The following is an 18,797-nucleotide window of genomic DNA, read 5'->3' as shown; positions in this document are numbered from 1 at the left end:
CTATTTTTTTACTTTAAAACTTAAATACCCGGGATAAGGCTGCAAGTAACCACTATTCCAATTATGTTGCAAGAGCGATTCAATAAATTCGTCACTTCGGTCTTTGTGCGGATCATAAGGTTGTTTAATACTTACATCGGCAATATTACCTTTTACATTCCACCAGAAAGCACTCCAGCCGCCGCGAAGTTCTCTGATGATGTCATAAACAGTTTTGCCGGTAGCGCGGTTCATCAGCTTCGCAAAAACGCGGCCTTCCGTTGTAGTAAGGTCGCGGAGCTGCATTTCATATTCGTCAGCTAATTTTTGTTGGCGCTCATTGACGTATTTTTTTTGTGCATTTTTATCCATTTGGTTTAGTTCCGTCTGGATATCTTCGTATTGTTCTAAAGCTGTTAAAAAAAGTGGATAAACTCTGTTTAATTTTTTATTGAGAAAAAAGTAATAATTCTGGTCAAGCTGATTATTAAATTTCGGCTTATTCAGCAGAATTAATTCGTCCATAACAACTACATTTTCACCGTCAATTTCGTAGATTCTGGCTTTTTGGCTCGCGTCGTAGTAATATTTATTGCCGAACTGGTCGGTTTTCAGAAGTTCTGGAGGATACTCGCTGATGGGTTTTACTCTTTCTATGACCTGTGCGTTTAGACAAAGTCCGAAAAACAGGACAAAGAGTAAGACTATCTTGTTAAAATTCATTATTTTTACCTTCTTTTAAAACAAAATTTAGTCAAACAAAAGTCATTCCTTTCTATGAAATTTGCAAATAAATCTCTAAAGTTTTTAGAAGAATATTTAAACGTCGCATCGCCAACAGGTTACGAGCACAACGGCCAGAAAATCTGGATGGATTATCTTAAACCTTACGTTGATAAAATTGAGGTTGACCATTACGGAACCTGCTACGGAATCATAAATCCAGAAGCGAAATTTAAAGTTGTAATTGAAGCGCACGCGGACGAAATTTCCTGGTATGTGAATTATATTACCGATGAAGGTTTGATATACGTCATCCGGAACGGTGGTTCTGACCAAATGATTGCGCCGTCGAAAGTCGTGAATTTACATGGTGAAAAAGGCATTGTAAAAGGGGTGTTCGGCTGGCCCGCGATTCATACTCGCGGTGTAAATTCCGACGAGCCGGTACCGAAACTCGAAAATATATTTATCGATCTTGGTTGTTCAAATAAAAAAGAAGTGGAAGAATTGGGCGTTTTTGTCGGAACGATGATCACTTACCCAGATGAATTTTTCCAGCTTAATGACAAATATTTCGTTTCCCGCGCGCTTGATAACCGGATCGGAGGTTTTATGATTGCTGAAGTCGCCAGACTTTTAAGCGAAAATAAAAATACGTTGCCTTTCGGTCTTTATATCACCAATTCTGTACAGGAGGAAGTAGGTTTGTACGGTGCGGATATGATTGCGGACACCATAAAACCAAATATCGCGATTATCACCGACGTTACACACGACACTTCAACGCCGATGATCGAAAAAAAGAAAGAAGGCGACCAAAAATGCGGCAGCGGTCCGGTGATTACTTTTGCACCGAGCGTTCACCACAATATTCGTGAACTGATTGTACAGACCGCTAAAGAAAAAAATATTCCGTTCCAAAGAGCCGCTGCAAGCCGTGCAACCGGAACCGATACCGATGCTTTTGCACATTCCAACGGTGGAACGCCGTCCGCACTGATTTCTTTGCCACTGCGCTATATGCACACAACGGTGGAAATGGTTTCAAAAGAAGATGTAGCCCACGTAATCGACCTGATTTATGAATCTTTGCTCAAAATCGAGCCGAAAATGAATCTGAAATATCACCAGTTAGCGGAAACAAATTAAAACAGAAAAAATTGCATGAAAACAAGATTAATTGCTCCTTCCCTGCTTTCCGCAGATTTCGGGAATTTACAGAGAGATATCGATATGCTGAACCGTTCGCAAGCGGACTGGCTGCACGTCGATGTGATGGACGGCCTTTTTGTGCCGAATATTTCCTTTGGTTTTCCGGTGATGAAAACGGTTAAAGAACATTCCACCAAATTTATCGATGTACATTTGATGATCGTAGAACCGGAAAGATACGTGGAGGAATTTATCGACCTCGGAGCTGATCTCGTATCTGTACATTATGAAGCCAGCGTTCACCTGCACCGCACGATTAATTTAATTCAGCAAAAAGGCGCAAAAGCGGGCGTGGTTTTAAATCCTTCAAGTCCTGTTTTGCTTTTGGAAGATATTATTGCAGATGTGGATTTGGTTTTATTAATGAGCGTAAATCCCGGTTTCGGTGGCCAGAAATTTATTGAGAATACCTACAAAAAAATCGCAGAAACCAAAGATTTGATTTTATCGAATAATTCCACCGCGCTGATTGAAGTGGATGGCGGCGTTAATCTGGACAATGCTTCGAAACTTTTTGCGGCCGGCGCCGATGTTCTGGTGGCGGGAAATGCAGTTTTTTCCTCAGACAACCCGGAAAAAATCATCGAGCTGCTTAAGTTTTAATACCAAACAATCTTAAACAAAAAAAAAGCCCTTATTAGGGGCTTTTTTTTATAAATAGCTAAACAGCAAAAATTTGCCGTTAAAAGGCGATATTTTTAGAAAATTTCTTTTCCAGCAAAATGGAAACTTGCTTCGATTAAAGCATTTTCATCGGAATCAGAACCGTGAACAGCGTTTTCACCAATGCTTCTTGCAAACATTTTACGGATTGTACCTTCTGCAGCTTCCGCAGGATTTGTAGCACCAATTAAAGTTCTGAAATCTTCAACAGCGTTATCTTTTTCCAAAACAGCTGCAACGATCGGTCCTGAACTCATGAATTCGACCAATTCTCCGTAAAACGGTCTTTCAGCGTGAACTTCGTAGAATTTTTTCGCATCGGCAACGGTAAGTTGGGTTAATTTTAAAGCTTTGATTTTGAAACCTGCTTCAGCAATTTTCCCTAAAATAGCACCAATGTGACCATCTGCAACCGCATCTGGCTTAATCATGGTGAATGTAATTTTATGTGACATATCTCTTGTTTTAATTGGCTGCGAAAATACAAAAACTTTTAGAATTCTGCGCGGTAAATCTCATCAATACTGGGAAAATCCTTTGGCACGAAACTTGTAAATTTTACCACGATTCTCATGTTTAATTTGAGTTTTCATGGTTATTAGTTTTTACCCAGCTTCGGCTGGGTTTTTTATATCACGTTATTTTCGTCGGCTTCTTCCATAATTTTCACATACGTAAGGTAACGACTCTCCTGAATTTTTTCCTCTTCTACTGCAGATAAAACTGCGCATTTCGGTTCATTCAAATGCATGCAATTGTGGAATTTACACTCTCTGCCAATTGCAAAAATTTCAGGAAAATAATGCTGAATTTCTTCCTTTTCCACATCGATCATCGCAAATTCACGCACGCCCGGCGTATCGATAACACTTCCGCCGAAAGTCCAGAAATGCATCTGCGCAAAAGTCGTGGTGTGTTTTCCTTTTAAATGAGTTTCGGAAATTTCGGATGTTTTCAGATTTAAATCCGGCTGTAAAGCATTCACCAAAGTTGATTTTCCACTTCCGGAATGACCGAAAAAAACCGATACTTTATCTTTAATTGTTTGTTTTAAAACTTCTAAATTCAGTTGCGAATAAGAGGAAATTTCCAGAGAATCGTAACCAATTTCGTTATAAATTTCAGCGATAAAACGTGTTAATTCTTTTTCCTCGTCGGAAAGAACATCCATTTTATTGAACAAAATCAGCGGTGTGATGTTGTACGCTTCACAGCAAACCAAAAAACGGTCGAGAAAACCAAGTGAAGTTTCGGGATGTTTTAAGGTGAAAATAAAGCACGCCAAGTCGATATTTGAAGCAATGATATGCGCTTCTTTCGAAAGGTTTACGGATTTCCGGATGAGGTAATTTTTCCGCGCATCAATTTTAGTTATCCAGGCGACTTCGTCCTGCTCCAAAGAAAATTCCACATGATCACCCACAGCCAAAGGATTGGTCAACCGCGTTTTTATCAGCTTAAATTTCCCACGGATTCGGGCTTCAAAAAATTTCCCCGATTCTGCTTCTAAAACCTGGTACCAGCTTCCGGTGGATTTTGTGATGAGTCCCTTCAATGCGAATTTTTATTTTTAAATACTGTTTTGAACCTCGATGGATTCTTCGTGAATTGCCTTAAAAACCTTTTCAATGAATTCTGCGGACATGCCGGATTCGTCAGCTTTCTGGTTTGCGTATTCAGTAATCACTTTCCATCTTTCTGGCTGGAAAATGGCAATATTATTCTCTTTTTTCAAATTTCCGATTTTTTCGGAAATCTTCATTCTTTGACCCAAAAGTTCAATCAGCTGAAAATCCAAATCTGAAATCAAAGTACGGTGACGGCCCATTTCGCCTTCAAAAGCAGATATATCGGAAGTTCGGAGTTGTAAATTTCCTACCAATTCTGCTAAAACTTCCGGCGTAATCTGCTGCGAAGCGTCGCTCCATGCTTCATCAGGATTGCGGTGCGTTTCAATCATCATTCCTTCATAACCCACATTCAGCGCTTCCTGCGCAACACCAGCTAAACCTGTGCGGTTGCCACAAATATGCGATGGATCAACGATCACTGGAATATTCGGAAATTGGTTTTTAAAGTCTAATGCAATTTGCCAGTTCGGGACGTTACGGTATTTCGTTTTCTGATACGTAGAAAAACCGCGGTGAATTACTCCTAAATTGGTGATATTCTGACCTAATAATCTCTCCAGTGCGCCCACCCACAAAGCTAAATCCGGATTTACGGGATTTTTAACCAAAACCGGTTTGTTGGTACCTTTTAAAGCTTCAGCAATTTCCTGAACTGTGAATGGATTTACTGTGGAACGCGCGCCAATCCAAAGAATATCCACATCAGCTTCCAAAGCCGCAGCAACGTGATGCGCATTCGCAACTTCGGTTGCCGTTTTAAAACCGTATTCCTGCTTTACTTTTTTTAGCCAGTTTAAACCAATTACGCCTACCCCTTCAAAACCGTTTGGTTTCGTACGTGGTTTCCAGATTCCAGCACGAAAAACAGGAACCGGCGCGCCGGATTCTTTAATTCTTTTCGCCGTTTCCAGCATTTGTATTTCGCTTTCGGCACTACACGGGCCAGCTATAATCAAGGGTTTCGGAAATTCATCCACCCAGGTATTTTTTAAATCTTGTAAATTCATTTTTGAAATTGGGGTGCTTTAATTAAAATCCAGTTTAAAAAGATCGTCTAAATCTTTTAAAACCGGGTTAATCTCCGCAAATTTATTGAAAATCTTTCGTTTCGTGATGATTTCTTTTTTCATCGTAACGTCCAACTGATACTCAATTGAAATATTGAAGTGGTTTACTTTCCGCATAAAATGGTTAAAAAACTCCGTACGGATTTTTTCAAACTCGCTTTTTGCAGATTCTGAAGGATACGTAATCAGCACAATATCTTCACTTTTTTTATGAAATGAAAAGGAGTTGATGGCATTAAAAATAATGATGTCGCGCTGTTGTAATTCTTCCAGAAACTTTTGCCATTCGGTTTGCAGATCTGTTTCGCTGAAATGTTGGCTAGGTAAAACTTTTTTCGCTTCGGCGTTAAAAATTTCCGGCTGTTCGTCGGTTTTTTCCAGCGCTGCGCTGATGCTGAATTTCGAAGCTTTTTTTTGAATTCCAGTTGGAGCAGAAGTTTTTTCGAAAGTTTTCGGAACTTCAACTTGACTTTCTGTTGCACTTTTTATCGGATTTTCTGCTATTTCTTGCTCAATTTCTGTTTGAACATATTTAAGAAAAGGTGCTAAAATCAGGAATTTTTTTTTTTGGAATCTTGCTGATTTGCAGTGAGTGAGCATAATTGCATTAAAGCAATTTCTACTGTTAAACGAGGGTTTTTTGAGTTTTTATAATTGATGTCGGCGTGATTACAGATTTCCACCGCATCCACCAACTGTTGCGAAGACCATTTTCTGCTTTGCTCGGTGAACCTCTGTTTGGTTTTTTCGCCAACTTCAATTAAATCCACAGTTTGCGGCTGTTGCGACATCATTAAATCGCGGAAATGATTTCCGAGACCGGCAATAAAAATATGCGGATTAAAACCTTTTTTAATGATTTCATTTAACGCCAGCAAAGATTCCGCAATTTTGTTTTCGTGCGCAAGATCTACAATATTTAAATATTGTTCGTAATCAAGAACATTTAAAACCTCTGCAGCTTTTGCTAAAGTGATATTTTTCTGGGAAAAAGTTGAAAGCCGGTCGAAAATTGAAAGTGCGTCGCGCAGTGCACCGTCAGCTTTTTGCGCAATCAGATACAGCGCGTCGTCTTCGTAATTTATTCCCTCTTCTTCGGCTATTTTTTTTAAATGTAGCTGAATGTCTTCAATGGTAATTCTTTTGAAATCAAAAATCTGACACCGCGATAAAATCGTTGGAATAATTTTATGTTTTTCGGTGGTCGCTAAAATGAAAATGGCGTGCGCCGGCGGTTCTTCTAATGTTTTCAAAAACGCATTGAAAGCGGCTGATGAAAGCATGTGAACCTCATCGATAATATAAATTTTATATTTCCCGACCTGCGGACCGAAACGCACCTGATCGGTAAGTTCGCGGATATTGTCTACCGAGTTGTTGGAAGCCGCGTCTAATTCAAAAATATTGTAAGCAAAACCATCTTCGGAAGTTGAACCGTCGCGCTCATTTATTTTTCTTGCTAAAATTCGTGCGCAGGTGGTTTTTCCAACGCCGCGTGGACCGCAGAAAAGTAAGGCCTGCGCCAAATGGTTCGAAGCGATGGCATGTTCTAAAGTTTCTGTTATATGCACCTGCCCCACAACAGTATCAAACTCTTGCGGACGGTATTTGCGGGCAGAAACTACGAAATTTTCCATGGGGTCAAAAATAGACAAATAAATGAGAAATAAAAAATTGTACTGCTAATTATTAAGCAGCAAAAAGGAGAAAAAACATCAAAATAGCGGCAAATAAATTCCAAGAAAAACTCCCGAAAAAATTCCCGGGAGTTTTGGCATTTTTTTCTGAAATTCCTACCCTTCTTCAAGAAGTTCGCGGTTTTGATATTCCTGAACCAAATCAATCGCATTGGTCACTACATCGCTTAATGCGGTGATGAAAGTTCCTTCTTCCGCCATGCTCATTGCATGTTTCAGTGCTTCTATTTCTTTCGGAATGATTTCATAACTCACATTTTTTCCGGCTTGCTGCATTCCGGTGATGATGAGTTCGTTTATTTCATCTTCAGTGCGGCCGCGCAAATGTTTTTCGTTGCGGATGATGATATAATCGAACATTCTACCGGCAATTTTTCCGCACTGGCGGATGTCTTCGTCTCGTCGATCGCCAACACCGGAAATAATTCCGATTTTTTTCGTGGCTTCTACGTTTTTCAGATATTCTTCAATTGCTTCGTACCCCGCTGGATTGTGCGCGAAATCAATAAGCACCTGGAATTTTTTAAATTTAAATATATTCAGCCTTCCTGGAGTAAGCGCGGGACTTGGTATAAATGTCCGAAGTGAATTCGCGATATCATCGATAGCAAAACCGTGTAGATACGCGGATAAACTGGCGGCAAGCACATTAGCAATCATAAATTTTGCTTTAGCTTCCATCGTAATCGGAACGTGTGTCGCTTTAATAATACGGATTTTCCAGTCGCCTTTTTTAATGGTGATAAAACCTTCTTCATAAACACAGGAAATTTTGCCTTCTTTGGCGTATTTTTTCATGTGCGGATTTTCTTCGTCCAAACTGAAAAGTGCCACTCGGGATTCCAGTTCCGGCATCAAACGCATTGAATATTCGTCGTCGGCATTCATTACGCTCCAACCATCTTTTTTCACGGAATCCATCACCACCTGTTTAACTTTGGTCAAATCTCGCAGATTGTGAATATCATTCATTCCTAAATGATCTTCTTTAATATTGGTCAAAACGCCGATATCACAAGACTTAAAACCCAGACCGGAACGTAAAATTCCGCCTCTAGCAGTTTCTAAAACTGCAAATTCAACGGTTGGATCTTTCAGCACGAATTCTGCAGAAATCGGTCCGGTCGTATCGCCTTTCGTAAGCATCACATTCTGGATATAAATTCCGTCAGATGTCGTGAAGCCAACGCGATAACCATTATTTTTTACAATGTGCGCAATTAATCTGGTGGTCGTTGTTTTTCCGTTGGTTCCGGTAACGGCAATAATTGGGATTTTAGCGGGTTTTCCTGGTGGATAAAGCATGTCAACAACAGGCGCAGCGACATTTCGTGGTAAACCTTCGCTTGGCGCCAAATGCATTCTAAATCCTGGTGCAGCATTCACTTCCAAAATAGCTCCGCCACTTTCTTTCAGCGGTTGCGTAAGATTTTCTGCCATGATATCAATTCCGCAAACATCAAGACCGATTATTCGCGAAACGCGTTCTGCCATGGTGACATTTTCAGGGTGAACCATGTCCGTAACATCTATTGAAGTTCCGCCGGTGGAAAGATTTGCTGTAGATTTCAGATAAACAATTTCACCGTTTTTTGGAACAGATTTCAAAGTATAATGCAGTTTTTCCAGCAGTTCGTTGGTGTCTTTATCGACGGTAATTTCAGTTAAGACTTTTTCGTGACCGTAGCCGCGAAGCGGATTCAGATTTTCCTTGTCGATCAATTCCTGGATGTCGAGTTTTCCATCGCCTATAACATGTGCCGGTACGCGACGCGCCGCAGCAACCATTTTATGGTTGATGACTAAAATACGGAAATCATAACCCGTGATATAACGTTCTACAATTACATTTTGTGAAAAATTCTGCGCATGCTGGAGACCAATTAAAGCAGTTTCGAAGTCATTAACGTTAATTGATGAACCTTTGCCATGGTTTCCATCCAGCGGCTTTAAAACAATCGGATAACCTATTTTTTCAATAACGGTCCGTAAACCTTCTTCGTCGGAAACCAAATCTCCCGACGGAACCGGTATTGCAGCCTGGTCCAGCATTCTTTTCGTCAGTTCTTTATTGCAGGCAATTTCCACCGCAATGGAGCTGGTATTTCCGGTAATTGTAGCTTGAAATCTTTGCTGATTTACGCCATATCCGAGCTGAACAAGAGAATTCCTACCCAAACGAATCCATGGAATTCTTCTGCTCACCGCTTCTTCCACAATACTTCCGGTTGATGGTCCCAAACGGTGTCTTTCACGGATTTCTCTTAAATTCTGGATGCACGCATCAATGTCATAATCAATATTTTCAATAAGACATCTTGCAATTTCTACGGATTGCTCTGCCGCGTACACGCCGGAATTTTCTTCGAGATAACTGAAAACCACATTATAAACGCCCGGCGTTTTTGTTTCTCTGGTTCGCCCAAAACCAGTGTCCATGCCGGCAACGGTCTGAATTTCGAGCGCTATATGTTCAATCACGTGGCCCATCCAGGTTCCCATTTCTACGCGCTGAAAAAATCCACCTTCCACACCTTCGGAACAGCGATGCGTAATTAAGGACGGAATCAAACGTTCCAGTCGTTCACGAAAACCCGGTATTTTATTGGTTGGTAAATGTTCTATTTCTTCTAAATCCAAACGCATCTGAATAAGATTTGGACGCCTGATGCTCCAAATATTCGGACCGCGTAAAACTTGTATTTTTTCAATTTTCATAGAGAATAACTGTCTTTTTTTTAATGCTTTTATGTTTTTTCTACAATCAAAGATAATAGAAAAGCATAATAAATGGTGAAAAATTATTTTCAGCGCTGGTTGAAAACCTTTTTTCGGAGCTAAAAAGGCTCATTTTCAGACGGAACCAACTCCGAAAAATTAACGGCAGAAATGGTATTTTTTTCTACATTTGCAAATATGGAAGCAGTTGGAAAATTAATGATTATCGGTGGCGCAGTAAATAAAGGCAGCTTTTCGGAAACCGATTATGATCAAAATATAGAAAAAAACCTTAATTTCTTCGAACGCGGAATCCTCCGTAAAATCATCAACGAATCGCGGTTGAAAGAAGATTCCGTCATCGAGATTATTACCACCGCTTCACAGATTCCGCAAATCGTGGGACCGGAATACAAAAAAGCTTTTGAATTTCTGGGCGCTAAAAACGTAAATATTTTAGACATTACAACACGTGAGCAGGCAAACAGCGACGTCATTACAGAACGGGCAACTGCAGCGGACGTCGTAATGTTTACCGGTGGAGATCAGCTGCGCCTCACTTCTATTTTAGGTGGCAGCCGTTTTCACGATATTATTTTAATGAAATATCTAAAGGAAGATTTCATTTATGCCGGAACTTCTGCAGGTGCCGCAGCAGCTTCCGAAAATATGATTTATCAGGGCTCCAGCGGTGAAGCTTTGCTAAAAGGTGAAATAAAAACCACGCAAGGTTTGGGTTTTATAGAAAATGTAATTGTCGATACGCATTTTGTTCAGCGCGGCAGAATTGGACGTTTGTTCCAGGCTGTGGTAAACAATCCGCGGACTTTGGGGATTGGTCTCGGTGAAGACACCGGTTTGTACATTTATAAAGACAATATGACCGCGATTGGTTCCGGGCTGGTAATTTTGGTGGATGGCCGTTTTATTAAAGATACTAATTTGACTAACGTTGAGCTTGGCCAACCGATTTCAATAGACAATCTTGTGGTTCACGTTCTCTCACAAAACGATTTTTATGATTTGAAGACCAAAGACCTTACAATCGTTAATTCTCAGTACAACCCGATTCCGCAGGTGAATTAAAGTAGAAGTTATTTTATCATTATTTAAATATTAAACGAAATCTCAGGTTTCGTTTTTTTATTGTTTTTATTCCGAGTTTTTTAAATTAAATGTAACTTTACTTTAACCAAAAACACTCATTATGAAAACTTTAGCTTCAATTCTCGCACTTCTGTTCCTGGTAAATTGCTATTCTTACAAAGCGGTTTCTGATAATACTTCGACCGTTCCGGATATAGATAAAACCTACGAAATCTCACTGAAAAACAATGAAAAAATGCGTGTAACCGACCTGAGGAAAGACGGCGACCAATACACATACACCAACAAAGACGGGCAAACGGCATTGATTTCTACCGATTCCGTTCTGTTGCTTCGCGAAAAGAAATTTTCTTACGGTAAAACCATCGGTTTGGTCGCAGGAGCTGTAGGTGTCGTTGTAATTATTGCTGCAGGCATGGCGGTAGCCGAGTTTGGTGGTGCCATTCAATAAAAATCTGCCTCTTTTTAAAGCAAAAAAATATCTTTTTTGTTTAATTATATTTGGAGAAATAATACACGCTATGAAAATTATAATTCACGGTGGTTTTTTCTCGGAAAGCGACCAAAGTCACGAAGTAAAAGTTGCAAAACAGGATTCACTAAAATCTATAGTCAAAAAAGCTTTTCATTATCTGGAGACACACAGCGCGGCGGAAACTGCGGTTTTTGCCGTTAAACTTCTGGAAGACGACGAACTTTATAACGCCGGAACCGGATCGCAAATTCAGAGCGACGGAAAAATACGGATGAGCGCTTCGCTAATGAATGGCGATACGCAAAAATTTTCAGGTGTCATCAATATTCAAAATGTAAAAAATCCCGTGGAAATAGCCGAATTTTTGATGAAAGAAGACGACCGCGTTTTAGGAGATCAGGGAGCTAAAAACTATGCGACCAAAAACGGTTTTCCCGACTACTCTACCGAAACCGCGCAGCGCCGAAGAGAGTTCGAAGAAAAATCGAAAAACGGCGGCAAAGGAACGGTTGGTTGTGTAGCTTTCGACAAAAGGGGAAAAATTGCTGCTGCAACTTCTACGGGCGGAAAAGGTTTCGAGCTTGAAGGAAGAATTTCAGATTCCGCGACCGTTGCGGGTAATTTTGCAAATAAATTTTGCGGCGTAAGCTGCACTGGAGTTGGTGAAGATATCGTCAGTAATGCCACGGCAGCAAAAATTGTAATCCGCGTGACGGACGGAATGTCGCTTGCTGAAGCTTTCGACAAAACATTTGCCGAGCTGAAAGAAATTGATGGTTTTGCAGGCGCAATTGCGATTGATCATTTAGGAAATATTCAGCACCGGGATTCTCATCCGACCATGGTTTTTGCAAGCTTCGACGGACAGCAATTTGAAGTTTTTGAATAGTTTTCAAAAGAAAAAAATTTGCCGTTTTACCGCCGAAAATTTTTAATTCTTCAAAACTGCATAATGTTTGCTGAACACTTCGGAACATTAAAAATATCATTATGAAAAAGTTGATTTTATTTGCCGTTTTAGGCGGATTATTTTTCGGAAGCTGTGCCCAGAAAGAAGAGCAGCGGGAAGAATACAAAGAAGAGCACAGCGCGGAAGAAAAGCGAAATGCGGGCGTAGATTCTGCGGCTTTCGATGATGAAGATCAGGTGGAAGATTCGCTTGAAGCAAGATAAAAAATGCGTCGGTTGACGCATTTTTTTAGTTAAAAATTTGCCGCTTTAAAGGCGTTTTTTTTCAAATTTGAAAAGAGAAAAATTTGATGTTTTAACGGCAAATTTTTCTGATTTAGAAAACAAAATTCGCTGTTTAAAAAGCAAATTTTTTCTGATTTAGAAAACGAAAAAATTCATCGTTTTAGCGGCGGATTTTTTAAAAATAAAAACAAAAAAATTTGCTGTTTTAGCAGCAAATTTTTATTTCTAAAATATTTTTATTTCTAAAATTCAAATAAGACAGAACCCCAGGTAAAGCCGCTTCCAAAAGCGGAAAGCAAAACCAGATCACCGCGCTTTATTTTTCCTTCCTGAATCGCTTCGCTCAGCGCAATAGGGATTGAAGCCGCCGTGGTATTTCCGAAACGCTGAATGTTGTTATACACTTTTTCGTCCGGCAAACCGAAACGCTGCTGCACGAACTGAGAAATACGCAGATTCGCCTGGTGTGGAATAAACATATCCAAATCTTCAGGAGTTTTTCCGGCTTGCTGCAAAGCTTCGTTCATGGTTTCCGGGAAGCGTGTCACGGCATGTTTAAAGACAAAATTTCCGTTCATTATCGGGTAAATTTCAGCATCGGTAACATTTTCAGGTTCCAGACGCATTCGGTCGCTCCAGCCAAATTTTGAACCCGGGAATTTCGTACACAATTCTTCAGCATGTTTTCCTTCGGAATGCATATTTGTCGCTAAAATATCGCCGCTGTTTTCGTCTTCCGAAGCCGACAAAATTACAGCGCCGGCACCATCGCCAAAAATCACCGAAACTCCGCGGCCTGCATCAGAAAAATCGAGTCCGAAGGAATGGATTTCAGCACCGACGACGAGAATATTTTTATACTGACCTGCTTTAATAAAAGCATTCGCCACGCTCATCGCATAAATAAATCCGGAACACTGATTGCGGACATCCAGCGCGCCGATGGTTTCGCAACCTAACATTTCCTGAAGCAAAACTCCACATCCCGGAAAAAAATAATCCGGCGAAAGTGTCGCGAAAACGATAAAATCCAAATCTTTAGCCTCGAGTCCGGCCATTTTTAAAGCCGCTTCCGAAGCTTTGAAACCGAGAAAAGCAGTAGTTTCTTCGGAGTCATTTCGGTTTTTGCGGTGGTGACGTTCTTTGATGCCGGTTCTTTCGGTAATCCATTCATCATTTGTAGTCATCAGCTTCGACAGATCATCGTTGGTCACTATATTGTCCGGGACGTAATGGCCGATCCCCTTGATGGAACTTTTTATCATAAACTTTAGGTTTTAGCAAAGATAAAATATTTTGCAGGATTGCCGGTTTTTTCCAATAAAATCTAATTTTATCCTACATTTGTGTAATGGCGATAGAAATACTTTTTAAAAATTCGAAATGCGAATGGGTTGATGTTGAGCACCCGACCGACGAAGATTTCGCTTATCTGCAGCAAAGATATCAGATCAACAGCCTGCTTTTGGAAGATACGGTTGACGTGAATCATCTGCCTAAGTTCGAGCAGGACGGAAATGTTGAATTTTTTCTGATGCGCGAAAATACGCAGTCGGAACGCTCGAATTTAAATACCATCAGCGATGTATCAACAAAGCTCGGTGTTTTTCTGCTTGATAAAGTGATTATCACAATTCACCGCATGAACAACCGAAGCATTTACGAATTTAAAAAAGAAGTTCTGCTGCCGGAAAATAAAGATATTTCGCGCGACACGATTGCCTTGAATCTCGCTTTAAAGGTGATGAAATCCTATGATGACGAGTCGAATAATTTGATGGAAATTATGGACCAGCTTGAAAACGAGATATTTTTAAAGAACACGAATCATTCCACACACATTCGTCGTTTGTACCGTTTGAAAAGAAAATCGGGACTGAACGCGAGAATTTTAAATATTTCATCTGTTTGGGTGGAAAAATTTAAAATGCTGGATTTGAAAGATGCTTCAGTTACGGACCTCAAAGATAAATATAAAGATGTCGTCGGAGATTTTGATCATTTGAATGCGCAGGTGACGAACTTAATTTCGATGTTTCTGGCGATGAGCGACCAGAAAGCAAACCAGGTGATGAAAGTGCTTGCGATCTATTCCATGTACTTTTTCCCGATTACTTTTATCGCCGGAATTTACGGAATGAATTTCGATGTGATGCCGGAACTTGAAGCGAAAAACGGTTATTTTATTACGCTCGGCGTGATGGGTGTAATCGCGCTTATAACTTTCGTTTATGTTCGCAAAAAAGGCTGGTAAATGCCACTTTATATAACGGAAAAATCCCCGCTTTTAGCAGGGATTTTTTTTGATTTGAGTTTTTAGAAGTTTAAAACACGAACTGCAATTCTGCGGTTTTGTGCTTTGCATTCATCGGTGTCGTTCGCAGGACAAACCGGGAATTGAGAGCCGTACCCTTCCGCTTCGATTCGGTCTGAAGCGATGCCTAATTCCAGCAATTTCAGTTTCGCAGACTGGGCACGAAGATTAGACAGTTTCATGTTGGTATCTTCATTTCCACTATTATCGGTGTAACCGCCTAATTTAATTTTTGCATTTGGATAAGCGTTTAAAATTTCAGCTAAATTTTGTAGCTGCTGCTCTGCACCTGGCTTTAAATTACTGCTGCCACTTTCGAAAAATAAATTTTCAATCGTGTACCAACGCTCCGGCACCAATAGGGCTTTATCCTGTAATTTCAATCCGCTATTGAGTGCATACAGCTGGCTATTTTCACCAAGCGCGATGGATTTATCACCAAGTTTTACTTCCTGCACATTTCCGGTGTCGTAAACATAATCGCCGTCTTCATTTAAAGTTCCAACCGCAACAGCCGCAGGAACGCCTGCATCCATACCTTCAGCCGCGACAGGCTGAACGGCAGCGCCGGACATTTTTTGAAGTGATTCTAATTTTTCAGCTCTGTTATTATCGATGGTGTCTTTATGTAAAACTGCAAGTGTAGGTGCGATTACCAAAGAAACGATTGACATTAATTTAATTAAAATATTCATGGATGGACCAGAAGTATCTTTAAAGGGATCACCAACAGTATCACCTGTTACAGACGCTTTGTGCGGATCGGAACCTTTGTAATACATTTGTCCGTTGATATCTACGCCTTTTTCGAAAGATTTTTTAGCATTGTCCCAAGCGCCACCGGCGTTATTTTGGAACATACCCATCAACACTCCGGAAACGGTTGCTCCTGCTAAAAATCCACCTAAAACTTCAGGACCGAAAATAAAGCCCATCAATAATGGAGAGACCAAAGCAATTGCGCCTGGCAGCAACATTTTTCTGATTGAAGCATCAGTAGAAATAGCGACACATTTTTCATATTCCGGAACGGCTTTCCCTTCCAAAATTCCCGGAATTTCACGGAACTGGCGGCGAACCTCCTCTACCATCGCCATTGCAGCCTCTCCTACAGCCTTTATCGCCAAAGAAGAGAAAATGAATGGAATCATAGCACCTACAAACAATCCGGCTAAAACATCGGCACGGTAAATATCAATACCATCAATACCGGCAATACCTACGAATGCTGCAAATAACGCAAGTGCTGTTAATGCTGCAGAAGCGATTGCAAAACCTTTTCCGGTTGCAGCAGTTGTATTTCCTACAGCATCTAAAATATCCGTTTTTTCACGAACTTCTTTAGGTAATTCACTCATTTCGGCAATTCCCCCAGCATTATCAGCAATCGGTCCGAAAGCATCAATTGCAAGTTGCATCGCGGTAGTTGCCATCATTCCGGCAGCAGCAATCGCAACTCCGTATAACCCGGCACATAAATAAGATCCGTAAATACCACCGGCAAGAACTAAAATCGGAAGAAAAGTAGATTCCATACCGACAGAAAGTCCGCCGATGATATTTGTTGCGTGACCGGTTGAGGACTGTTTGATAATGCTTTTTACAGGACGTTTACCCATTGCTGTATAATATTCGGTAATGATACTCATCAGCGTACCTACAAGCAAACCAACCATGATTGCACCAAAAACACCCATTTTGGTGAATTCATGACCACGAAGTGACATCGTGTCCGGCATTAAATAATTAACCAAGAAGTAAGATGAAATTGCTGTAAGCACAATACTTCCCCAATTTCCGAGGTTTAAAGCATTCTGCACCGGCGCAGTATCCAATTCGGTATTTTCGCTGATTTTCACGAATAAAGTACCGATCATTGAATAAATAATTCCGGTTCCAGCGATTAACATTGGTAAAAGAATCGGCGCAAAACCACCAAATGCATCATCGGAGAAAGTTTCACGGCCTAAGACCATGGTTGCTAAAACCGTCGCCACGTAGGAACCGAACAAGTCGGCGCCCATACCGGCAACATCACCTACGTTATCACCAACATTGTCTGCAATAGTTGCAGGGTTTCGCGGATCATCTTCCGGAATACCCGCTTCAACTTTTCCTACCAAGTCGGCACCAACGTCGGCAGCTTTTGTATAAATACCACCACCAACACGGGCAAAAAGTGCTATTGATTCAGCACCTAAAGAAAAGCCTGTTAAGATTTCGATGGTTCTTTCCATCTCTACAGAATCCACGCCGGCACCAGGTGCAAAAATTTGTTTCAGGATTAAATATAATCCGCCTAAACCTAAAACCGCTAAACCAGCAACACCCATTCCCATTACAGAACCGCCGGTGAAAGAAACTTTCAGCGCTTTTGAAAGGGAAGTCTTTGCAGCTTCTGCAGTTCTAACATTTGCTTTAGTCGCGATACGCATTCCGATAAAACCTGCTAAAGCGGAAAGAATGGCCCCTAAAATAAATGAGACACCAATTGTCCAGTGCGAATTTTCATTGGAAGCTCCCATTAATGCAAGTAAAACCGCCACAATAACCACGAAATAAAGCATGATTTTGTATTCGGCTTTCAAAAATGCCATCGCACCATCGGCAATGTGACCGCTGATTTCCTTCATACGGTCGTTTCCGGCATTTTGCTTTTGCACCCAGGCACTCTGGACGAAAGTGTAAATTAAGGCGAGAATACCAAAGATTGGTACCAAAATAAATAAATCCATATTTTAATGTTTAATGTTAATTATTTGTTAAATTAAATATAACCCGAAAATACACATTTTTTTGTACAATCCGTGGCGATTGGTAAATTAAAAAAGACAAATGCAAGCATTTGTCTCTTAAATATTCGATTTTCGTAAAAATTTATCCGCCGAATTTATCAGCGTAATCTTTCTGCGAAGCGGCAATCACTTTTTTAGCGTGTTCAGCACCATAAACTTCTTGGATTCTACATTTTGCCGGCTCATCTGGCAAATTTTTGTAAGTCAGGAAATAATGCATCAGTCTTTTTACTTCGGCCTGCGGCAATTCTGTAATATCACGGAAATGACCGAATGCGTGATCGCCTTTCATCACCGCTACAATTTTATCATCAGCTTCACCTTTGTCGATCATCTTAAAACCTCCGATTGGAATAGCTTCCATCAACAAACCGCCCGCGTGAATGTTATGCGAGCTTAAAACGCAGATATCCAGCGGATCCAAATCTCCGGAATCAACATCTGTAGCGCCGCTTTCGATTGCTAATTTCAAAACTTCGTCATGGCAGTACGTTCTTGGAACAAAACCGTACAAAGCCGGAATAATATTCGAAAACTGCTGTGGCCGGTCAACTTTCAGATAACCACTCTGTTTATCAACTTCATATTTTATCGTGTCGCTCGGAACAATTTCCACGAATACATTTACAACATTTGGAGCCTCCTCGCCGACCGGAATCCCGTGCCACGGATGTGCTTTAAAATTAGGTATCATTTATTTATTTTAATTTACAATTAAGTTTTCTTTTCGTAAGTCTTCAATTGAGGCCGAAATATAATCCTGCTCATTCATATAATTCATGAGAAAGACCGTTTTAAAATCCTGCAGCGTACTTTCATTGCTGAGGTTTTCATAAGTTTTGTGAAGCAAATGCAGAATATTATTTTTACAGTTTACGACTTTATTCCAGGAATTTTTTGTTAAATAAAGCTGCTGAGAAGCATTATAATCAAATTCTTCATTAATGGTTTTTTCAAGCAAAAAAAGATATTCGTGCGTCGCCAGAGATTCATCAAACTTCGAAACCAGGTTCGCAGGTTTCAGTCGTTCCAGAAAAAGTGTAATGCGTTCATAGGCGTGGATGCGCTGTTCCGACTGTCCTTTAACGGTCATTAGATTGATCTGCTGTTTTTTTAATTTGATGGAAGTGTACACAAACTGCCGCATATAAATTAAAAAAGGCAGCGCCAAAAGCAAGGCAAAAGCGTACGGAAAATAAGGCGAATCTATCATGTTTTTTGC

Annotated in this window: 18 protein-coding genes; 7 read left to right on the top strand and 11 right to left on the bottom strand. The window is 40.4% G+C overall.

Going from position 1 to position 18,797, the window contains the following annotated elements:
- On the bottom strand, positions 1-702 hold the full coding sequence (locus tag BMZ55_RS02200) for a DUF4294 domain-containing protein (protein WP_039344656.1): 702 nt from the start codon (positions 700-702) through the stop codon (positions 1-3).
- A 54-nt stretch (positions 703-756) separates the two neighbouring features.
- Here BMZ55_RS02200 and BMZ55_RS02195 point away from each other — a divergent pair, with 54 nt between their 5' ends.
- Both BMZ55_RS02195 and rpe read left to right on the top strand, forming a co-directional pair.
- Positions 757-1,851 carry a M42 family metallopeptidase gene (locus BMZ55_RS02195; protein WP_089818256.1) on the top strand — a complete coding sequence of 365 codons (1,095 nt, stop codon included), beginning with the start codon at positions 757-759 and terminating at the stop codon, positions 1,849-1,851.
- Positions 1,852-1,866: 15 nt separating this feature from the next.
- Complete coding sequence (gene rpe / locus BMZ55_RS02190; protein ID WP_089818254.1) at positions 1,867-2,517, top strand: ribulose-phosphate 3-epimerase; 651 nt, start codon at positions 1,867-1,869, stop codon at positions 2,515-2,517.
- 95 nt (positions 2,518-2,612) lie between these two features.
- On the opposite strand, the gene BMZ55_RS02185 is transcribed toward rpe, so the two are convergent.
- From BMZ55_RS02185 to cphA, 6 genes are all read right to left on the bottom strand, one after another.
- A complete protein-coding gene (locus BMZ55_RS02185) occupies positions 2,613-3,032 on the bottom strand; it encodes a nucleoside-diphosphate kinase (protein ID WP_089818253.1) in 420 nt (139 codons plus the stop codon).
- A 173-nt stretch (positions 3,033-3,205) separates the two neighbouring features.
- Entirely contained in the window at positions 3,206-4,132 is a 927-nt protein-coding gene (rsgA, locus tag BMZ55_RS02180; RefSeq protein ID WP_089818251.1) for a ribosome small subunit-dependent GTPase A, read from the bottom strand.
- A gap of 15 nt (positions 4,133-4,147) precedes the next feature.
- Positions 4,148-5,215: a chorismate mutase gene (locus BMZ55_RS02175; protein ID WP_089818248.1), complete on the bottom strand. Its 1,068-nt coding sequence runs from the start codon at positions 5,213-5,215 to the stop codon at positions 4,148-4,150.
- An 18-nt stretch (positions 5,216-5,233) separates the two neighbouring features.
- On the bottom strand, positions 5,234-5,875 hold the full coding sequence (locus BMZ55_RS11425) for a hypothetical protein (protein WP_233701868.1): 642 nt from the start codon (positions 5,873-5,875) through the stop codon (positions 5,234-5,236).
- Positions 5,827-6,912 (bottom strand): DNA polymerase III subunit gamma/tau, encoded by a 1,086-nt coding sequence (gene dnaX / locus BMZ55_RS02165; RefSeq protein ID WP_089818246.1) that lies wholly within the window; start codon positions 6,910-6,912, stop codon positions 5,827-5,829. Before dnaX ends, BMZ55_RS11425 begins: the two co-directional genes overlap by 49 nt.
- A gap of 156 nt (positions 6,913-7,068) precedes the next feature.
- Complete coding sequence (cphA, locus tag BMZ55_RS02160) at positions 7,069-9,690, bottom strand: cyanophycin synthetase (protein WP_089818244.1); 2,622 nt, start codon at positions 9,688-9,690, stop codon at positions 7,069-7,071.
- Positions 9,691-9,888: 198 nt separating this feature from the next.
- Between cphA and BMZ55_RS02155 the strand changes: the two genes are divergently transcribed.
- The 4 genes from BMZ55_RS02155 (at position 9,889) to BMZ55_RS02140 (ending at position 12,445) form a co-directional block, all read left to right on the top strand.
- Positions 9,889-10,776, top strand: a complete 888-nt coding sequence (locus tag BMZ55_RS02155) for a cyanophycinase (RefSeq protein WP_089819367.1) — start codon at positions 9,889-9,891, stop codon at positions 10,774-10,776.
- A 121-nt stretch (positions 10,777-10,897) separates the two neighbouring features.
- Positions 10,898-11,248, top strand: coding sequence for a hypothetical protein (locus BMZ55_RS02150; protein WP_089818243.1), 351 nt, complete (start codon positions 10,898-10,900; stop codon positions 11,246-11,248).
- Between the two features lie 70 nt (positions 11,249-11,318).
- Positions 11,319-12,161, top strand: a complete 843-nt coding sequence (locus tag BMZ55_RS02145; RefSeq protein ID WP_089818241.1) for an isoaspartyl peptidase/L-asparaginase — start codon at positions 11,319-11,321, stop codon at positions 12,159-12,161.
- A 101-nt stretch (positions 12,162-12,262) separates the two neighbouring features.
- Positions 12,263-12,445, top strand: a complete 183-nt coding sequence (locus BMZ55_RS02140) for a hypothetical protein (RefSeq protein WP_089818239.1) — start codon at positions 12,263-12,265, stop codon at positions 12,443-12,445.
- Positions 12,446-12,708: 263 nt separating this feature from the next.
- Here the strand turns inward: BMZ55_RS02140 and BMZ55_RS02135 are convergent, their stop codons facing one another.
- The gene (locus BMZ55_RS02135; RefSeq protein WP_089818237.1) at positions 12,709-13,731 is read right to left on the bottom strand and encodes a 3-oxoacyl-ACP synthase III family protein; all 1,023 of its coding nucleotides are present in this window, start codon (positions 13,729-13,731) and stop codon (positions 12,709-12,711) included.
- 86 nt (positions 13,732-13,817) lie between these two features.
- On the opposite strand from BMZ55_RS02135, the gene BMZ55_RS02130 reads away from it, so the two are divergent.
- Positions 13,818-14,720: a CorA family divalent cation transporter gene (locus tag BMZ55_RS02130; RefSeq protein ID WP_089818235.1), complete on the top strand. Its 903-nt coding sequence runs from the start codon at positions 13,818-13,820 to the stop codon at positions 14,718-14,720.
- A 62-nt stretch (positions 14,721-14,782) separates the two neighbouring features.
- Here BMZ55_RS02130 and BMZ55_RS02125 read toward each other — a convergent pair whose 3' ends face one another.
- From BMZ55_RS02125 to BMZ55_RS02115, 3 genes are all read right to left on the bottom strand, one after another.
- Positions 14,783-17,515: a sodium-translocating pyrophosphatase gene (locus BMZ55_RS02125; protein WP_089818233.1), complete on the bottom strand. Its 2,733-nt coding sequence runs from the start codon at positions 17,513-17,515 to the stop codon at positions 14,783-14,785.
- Positions 17,516-17,657: 142 nt separating this feature from the next.
- Positions 17,658-18,269: an inorganic pyrophosphatase gene (locus tag BMZ55_RS02120; protein WP_089818232.1), complete on the bottom strand. Its 612-nt coding sequence runs from the start codon at positions 18,267-18,269 to the stop codon at positions 17,658-17,660.
- A 9-nt stretch (positions 18,270-18,278) separates the two neighbouring features.
- The gene (locus tag BMZ55_RS02115) at positions 18,279-18,788 is read right to left on the bottom strand and encodes a DUF7935 family protein (RefSeq protein ID WP_039344694.1); all 510 of its coding nucleotides are present in this window, start codon (positions 18,786-18,788) and stop codon (positions 18,279-18,281) included.
- Positions 18,789-18,797 lie beyond the last annotated feature (9 nt).

The sequence above is a fragment of the Kaistella treverensis genome (assembly GCF_900114045.1).
Lineage (GTDB): Bacteria > Bacteroidota > Bacteroidia > Flavobacteriales > Weeksellaceae > Kaistella > Kaistella treverensis.
The sequence above is the reverse complement of the archived record's forward strand: the minus strand, read 5'-3'. Positions and strand labels throughout refer to the sequence as shown.

Excerpts from the sequence above, each read along its gene's own strand:
- BMZ55_RS02185 (WP_089818253.1), bottom strand. The coding sequence starts at position 3,032 with ATGTCACATAAAATTACATTCACCATGATTAAGCCAGATGCGGTTGCA.
- BMZ55_RS02195 (WP_089818256.1), top strand. The coding sequence starts at position 757 with ATGAAATTTGCAAATAAATCTCTAAAGTTTTTAGAAGAATATTTAAAC.
- BMZ55_RS02145 (WP_089818241.1), top strand. The coding sequence starts at position 11,319 with ATGAAAATTATAATTCACGGTGGTTTTTTCTCGGAAAGCGACCAAAGT.
- dnaX (WP_089818246.1), bottom strand. The coding sequence starts at position 6,912 with ATGGAAAATTTCGTAGTTTCTGCCCGCAAATACCGTCCGCAAGAGTTT.
- BMZ55_RS02130 (WP_089818235.1), top strand. The coding sequence starts at position 13,818 with ATGGCGATAGAAATACTTTTTAAAAATTCGAAATGCGAATGGGTTGAT.
- BMZ55_RS02200 (WP_039344656.1), bottom strand. The coding sequence starts at position 702 with ATGAATTTTAACAAGATAGTCTTACTCTTTGTCCTGTTTTTCGGACTT.
- rpe (WP_089818254.1), top strand. The coding sequence starts at position 1,867 with ATGAAAACAAGATTAATTGCTCCTTCCCTGCTTTCCGCAGATTTCGGG.
- BMZ55_RS02115 (WP_039344694.1), bottom strand. The coding sequence starts at position 18,788 with ATGATAGATTCGCCTTATTTTCCGTACGCTTTTGCCTTGCTTTTGGCG.
- BMZ55_RS02120 (WP_089818232.1), bottom strand. The coding sequence starts at position 18,269 with ATGATACCTAATTTTAAAGCACATCCGTGGCACGGGATTCCGGTCGGC.
- BMZ55_RS02135 (WP_089818237.1), bottom strand. The coding sequence starts at position 13,731 with ATGATAAAAAGTTCCATCAAGGGGATCGGCCATTACGTCCCGGACAAT.
- BMZ55_RS02140 (WP_089818239.1), top strand. The coding sequence starts at position 12,263 with ATGAAAAAGTTGATTTTATTTGCCGTTTTAGGCGGATTATTTTTCGGA.
- BMZ55_RS02150 (WP_089818243.1), top strand. The coding sequence starts at position 10,898 with ATGAAAACTTTAGCTTCAATTCTCGCACTTCTGTTCCTGGTAAATTGC.
- BMZ55_RS02125 (WP_089818233.1), bottom strand. The coding sequence starts at position 17,515 with ATGGATTTATTTATTTTGGTACCAATCTTTGGTATTCTCGCCTTAATT.
- cphA (WP_089818244.1), bottom strand. The coding sequence starts at position 9,690 with ATGAAAATTGAAAAAATACAAGTTTTACGCGGTCCGAATATTTGGAGC.
- BMZ55_RS02155 (WP_089819367.1), top strand. The coding sequence starts at position 9,889 with ATGGAAGCAGTTGGAAAATTAATGATTATCGGTGGCGCAGTAAATAAA.
- BMZ55_RS02175 (WP_089818248.1), bottom strand. The coding sequence starts at position 5,215 with ATGAATTTACAAGATTTAAAAAATACCTGGGTGGATGAATTTCCGAAA.
- BMZ55_RS11425 (WP_233701868.1), bottom strand. The coding sequence starts at position 5,875 with ATGCTCACTCACTGCAAATCAGCAAGATTCCAAAAAAAAAAATTCCTG.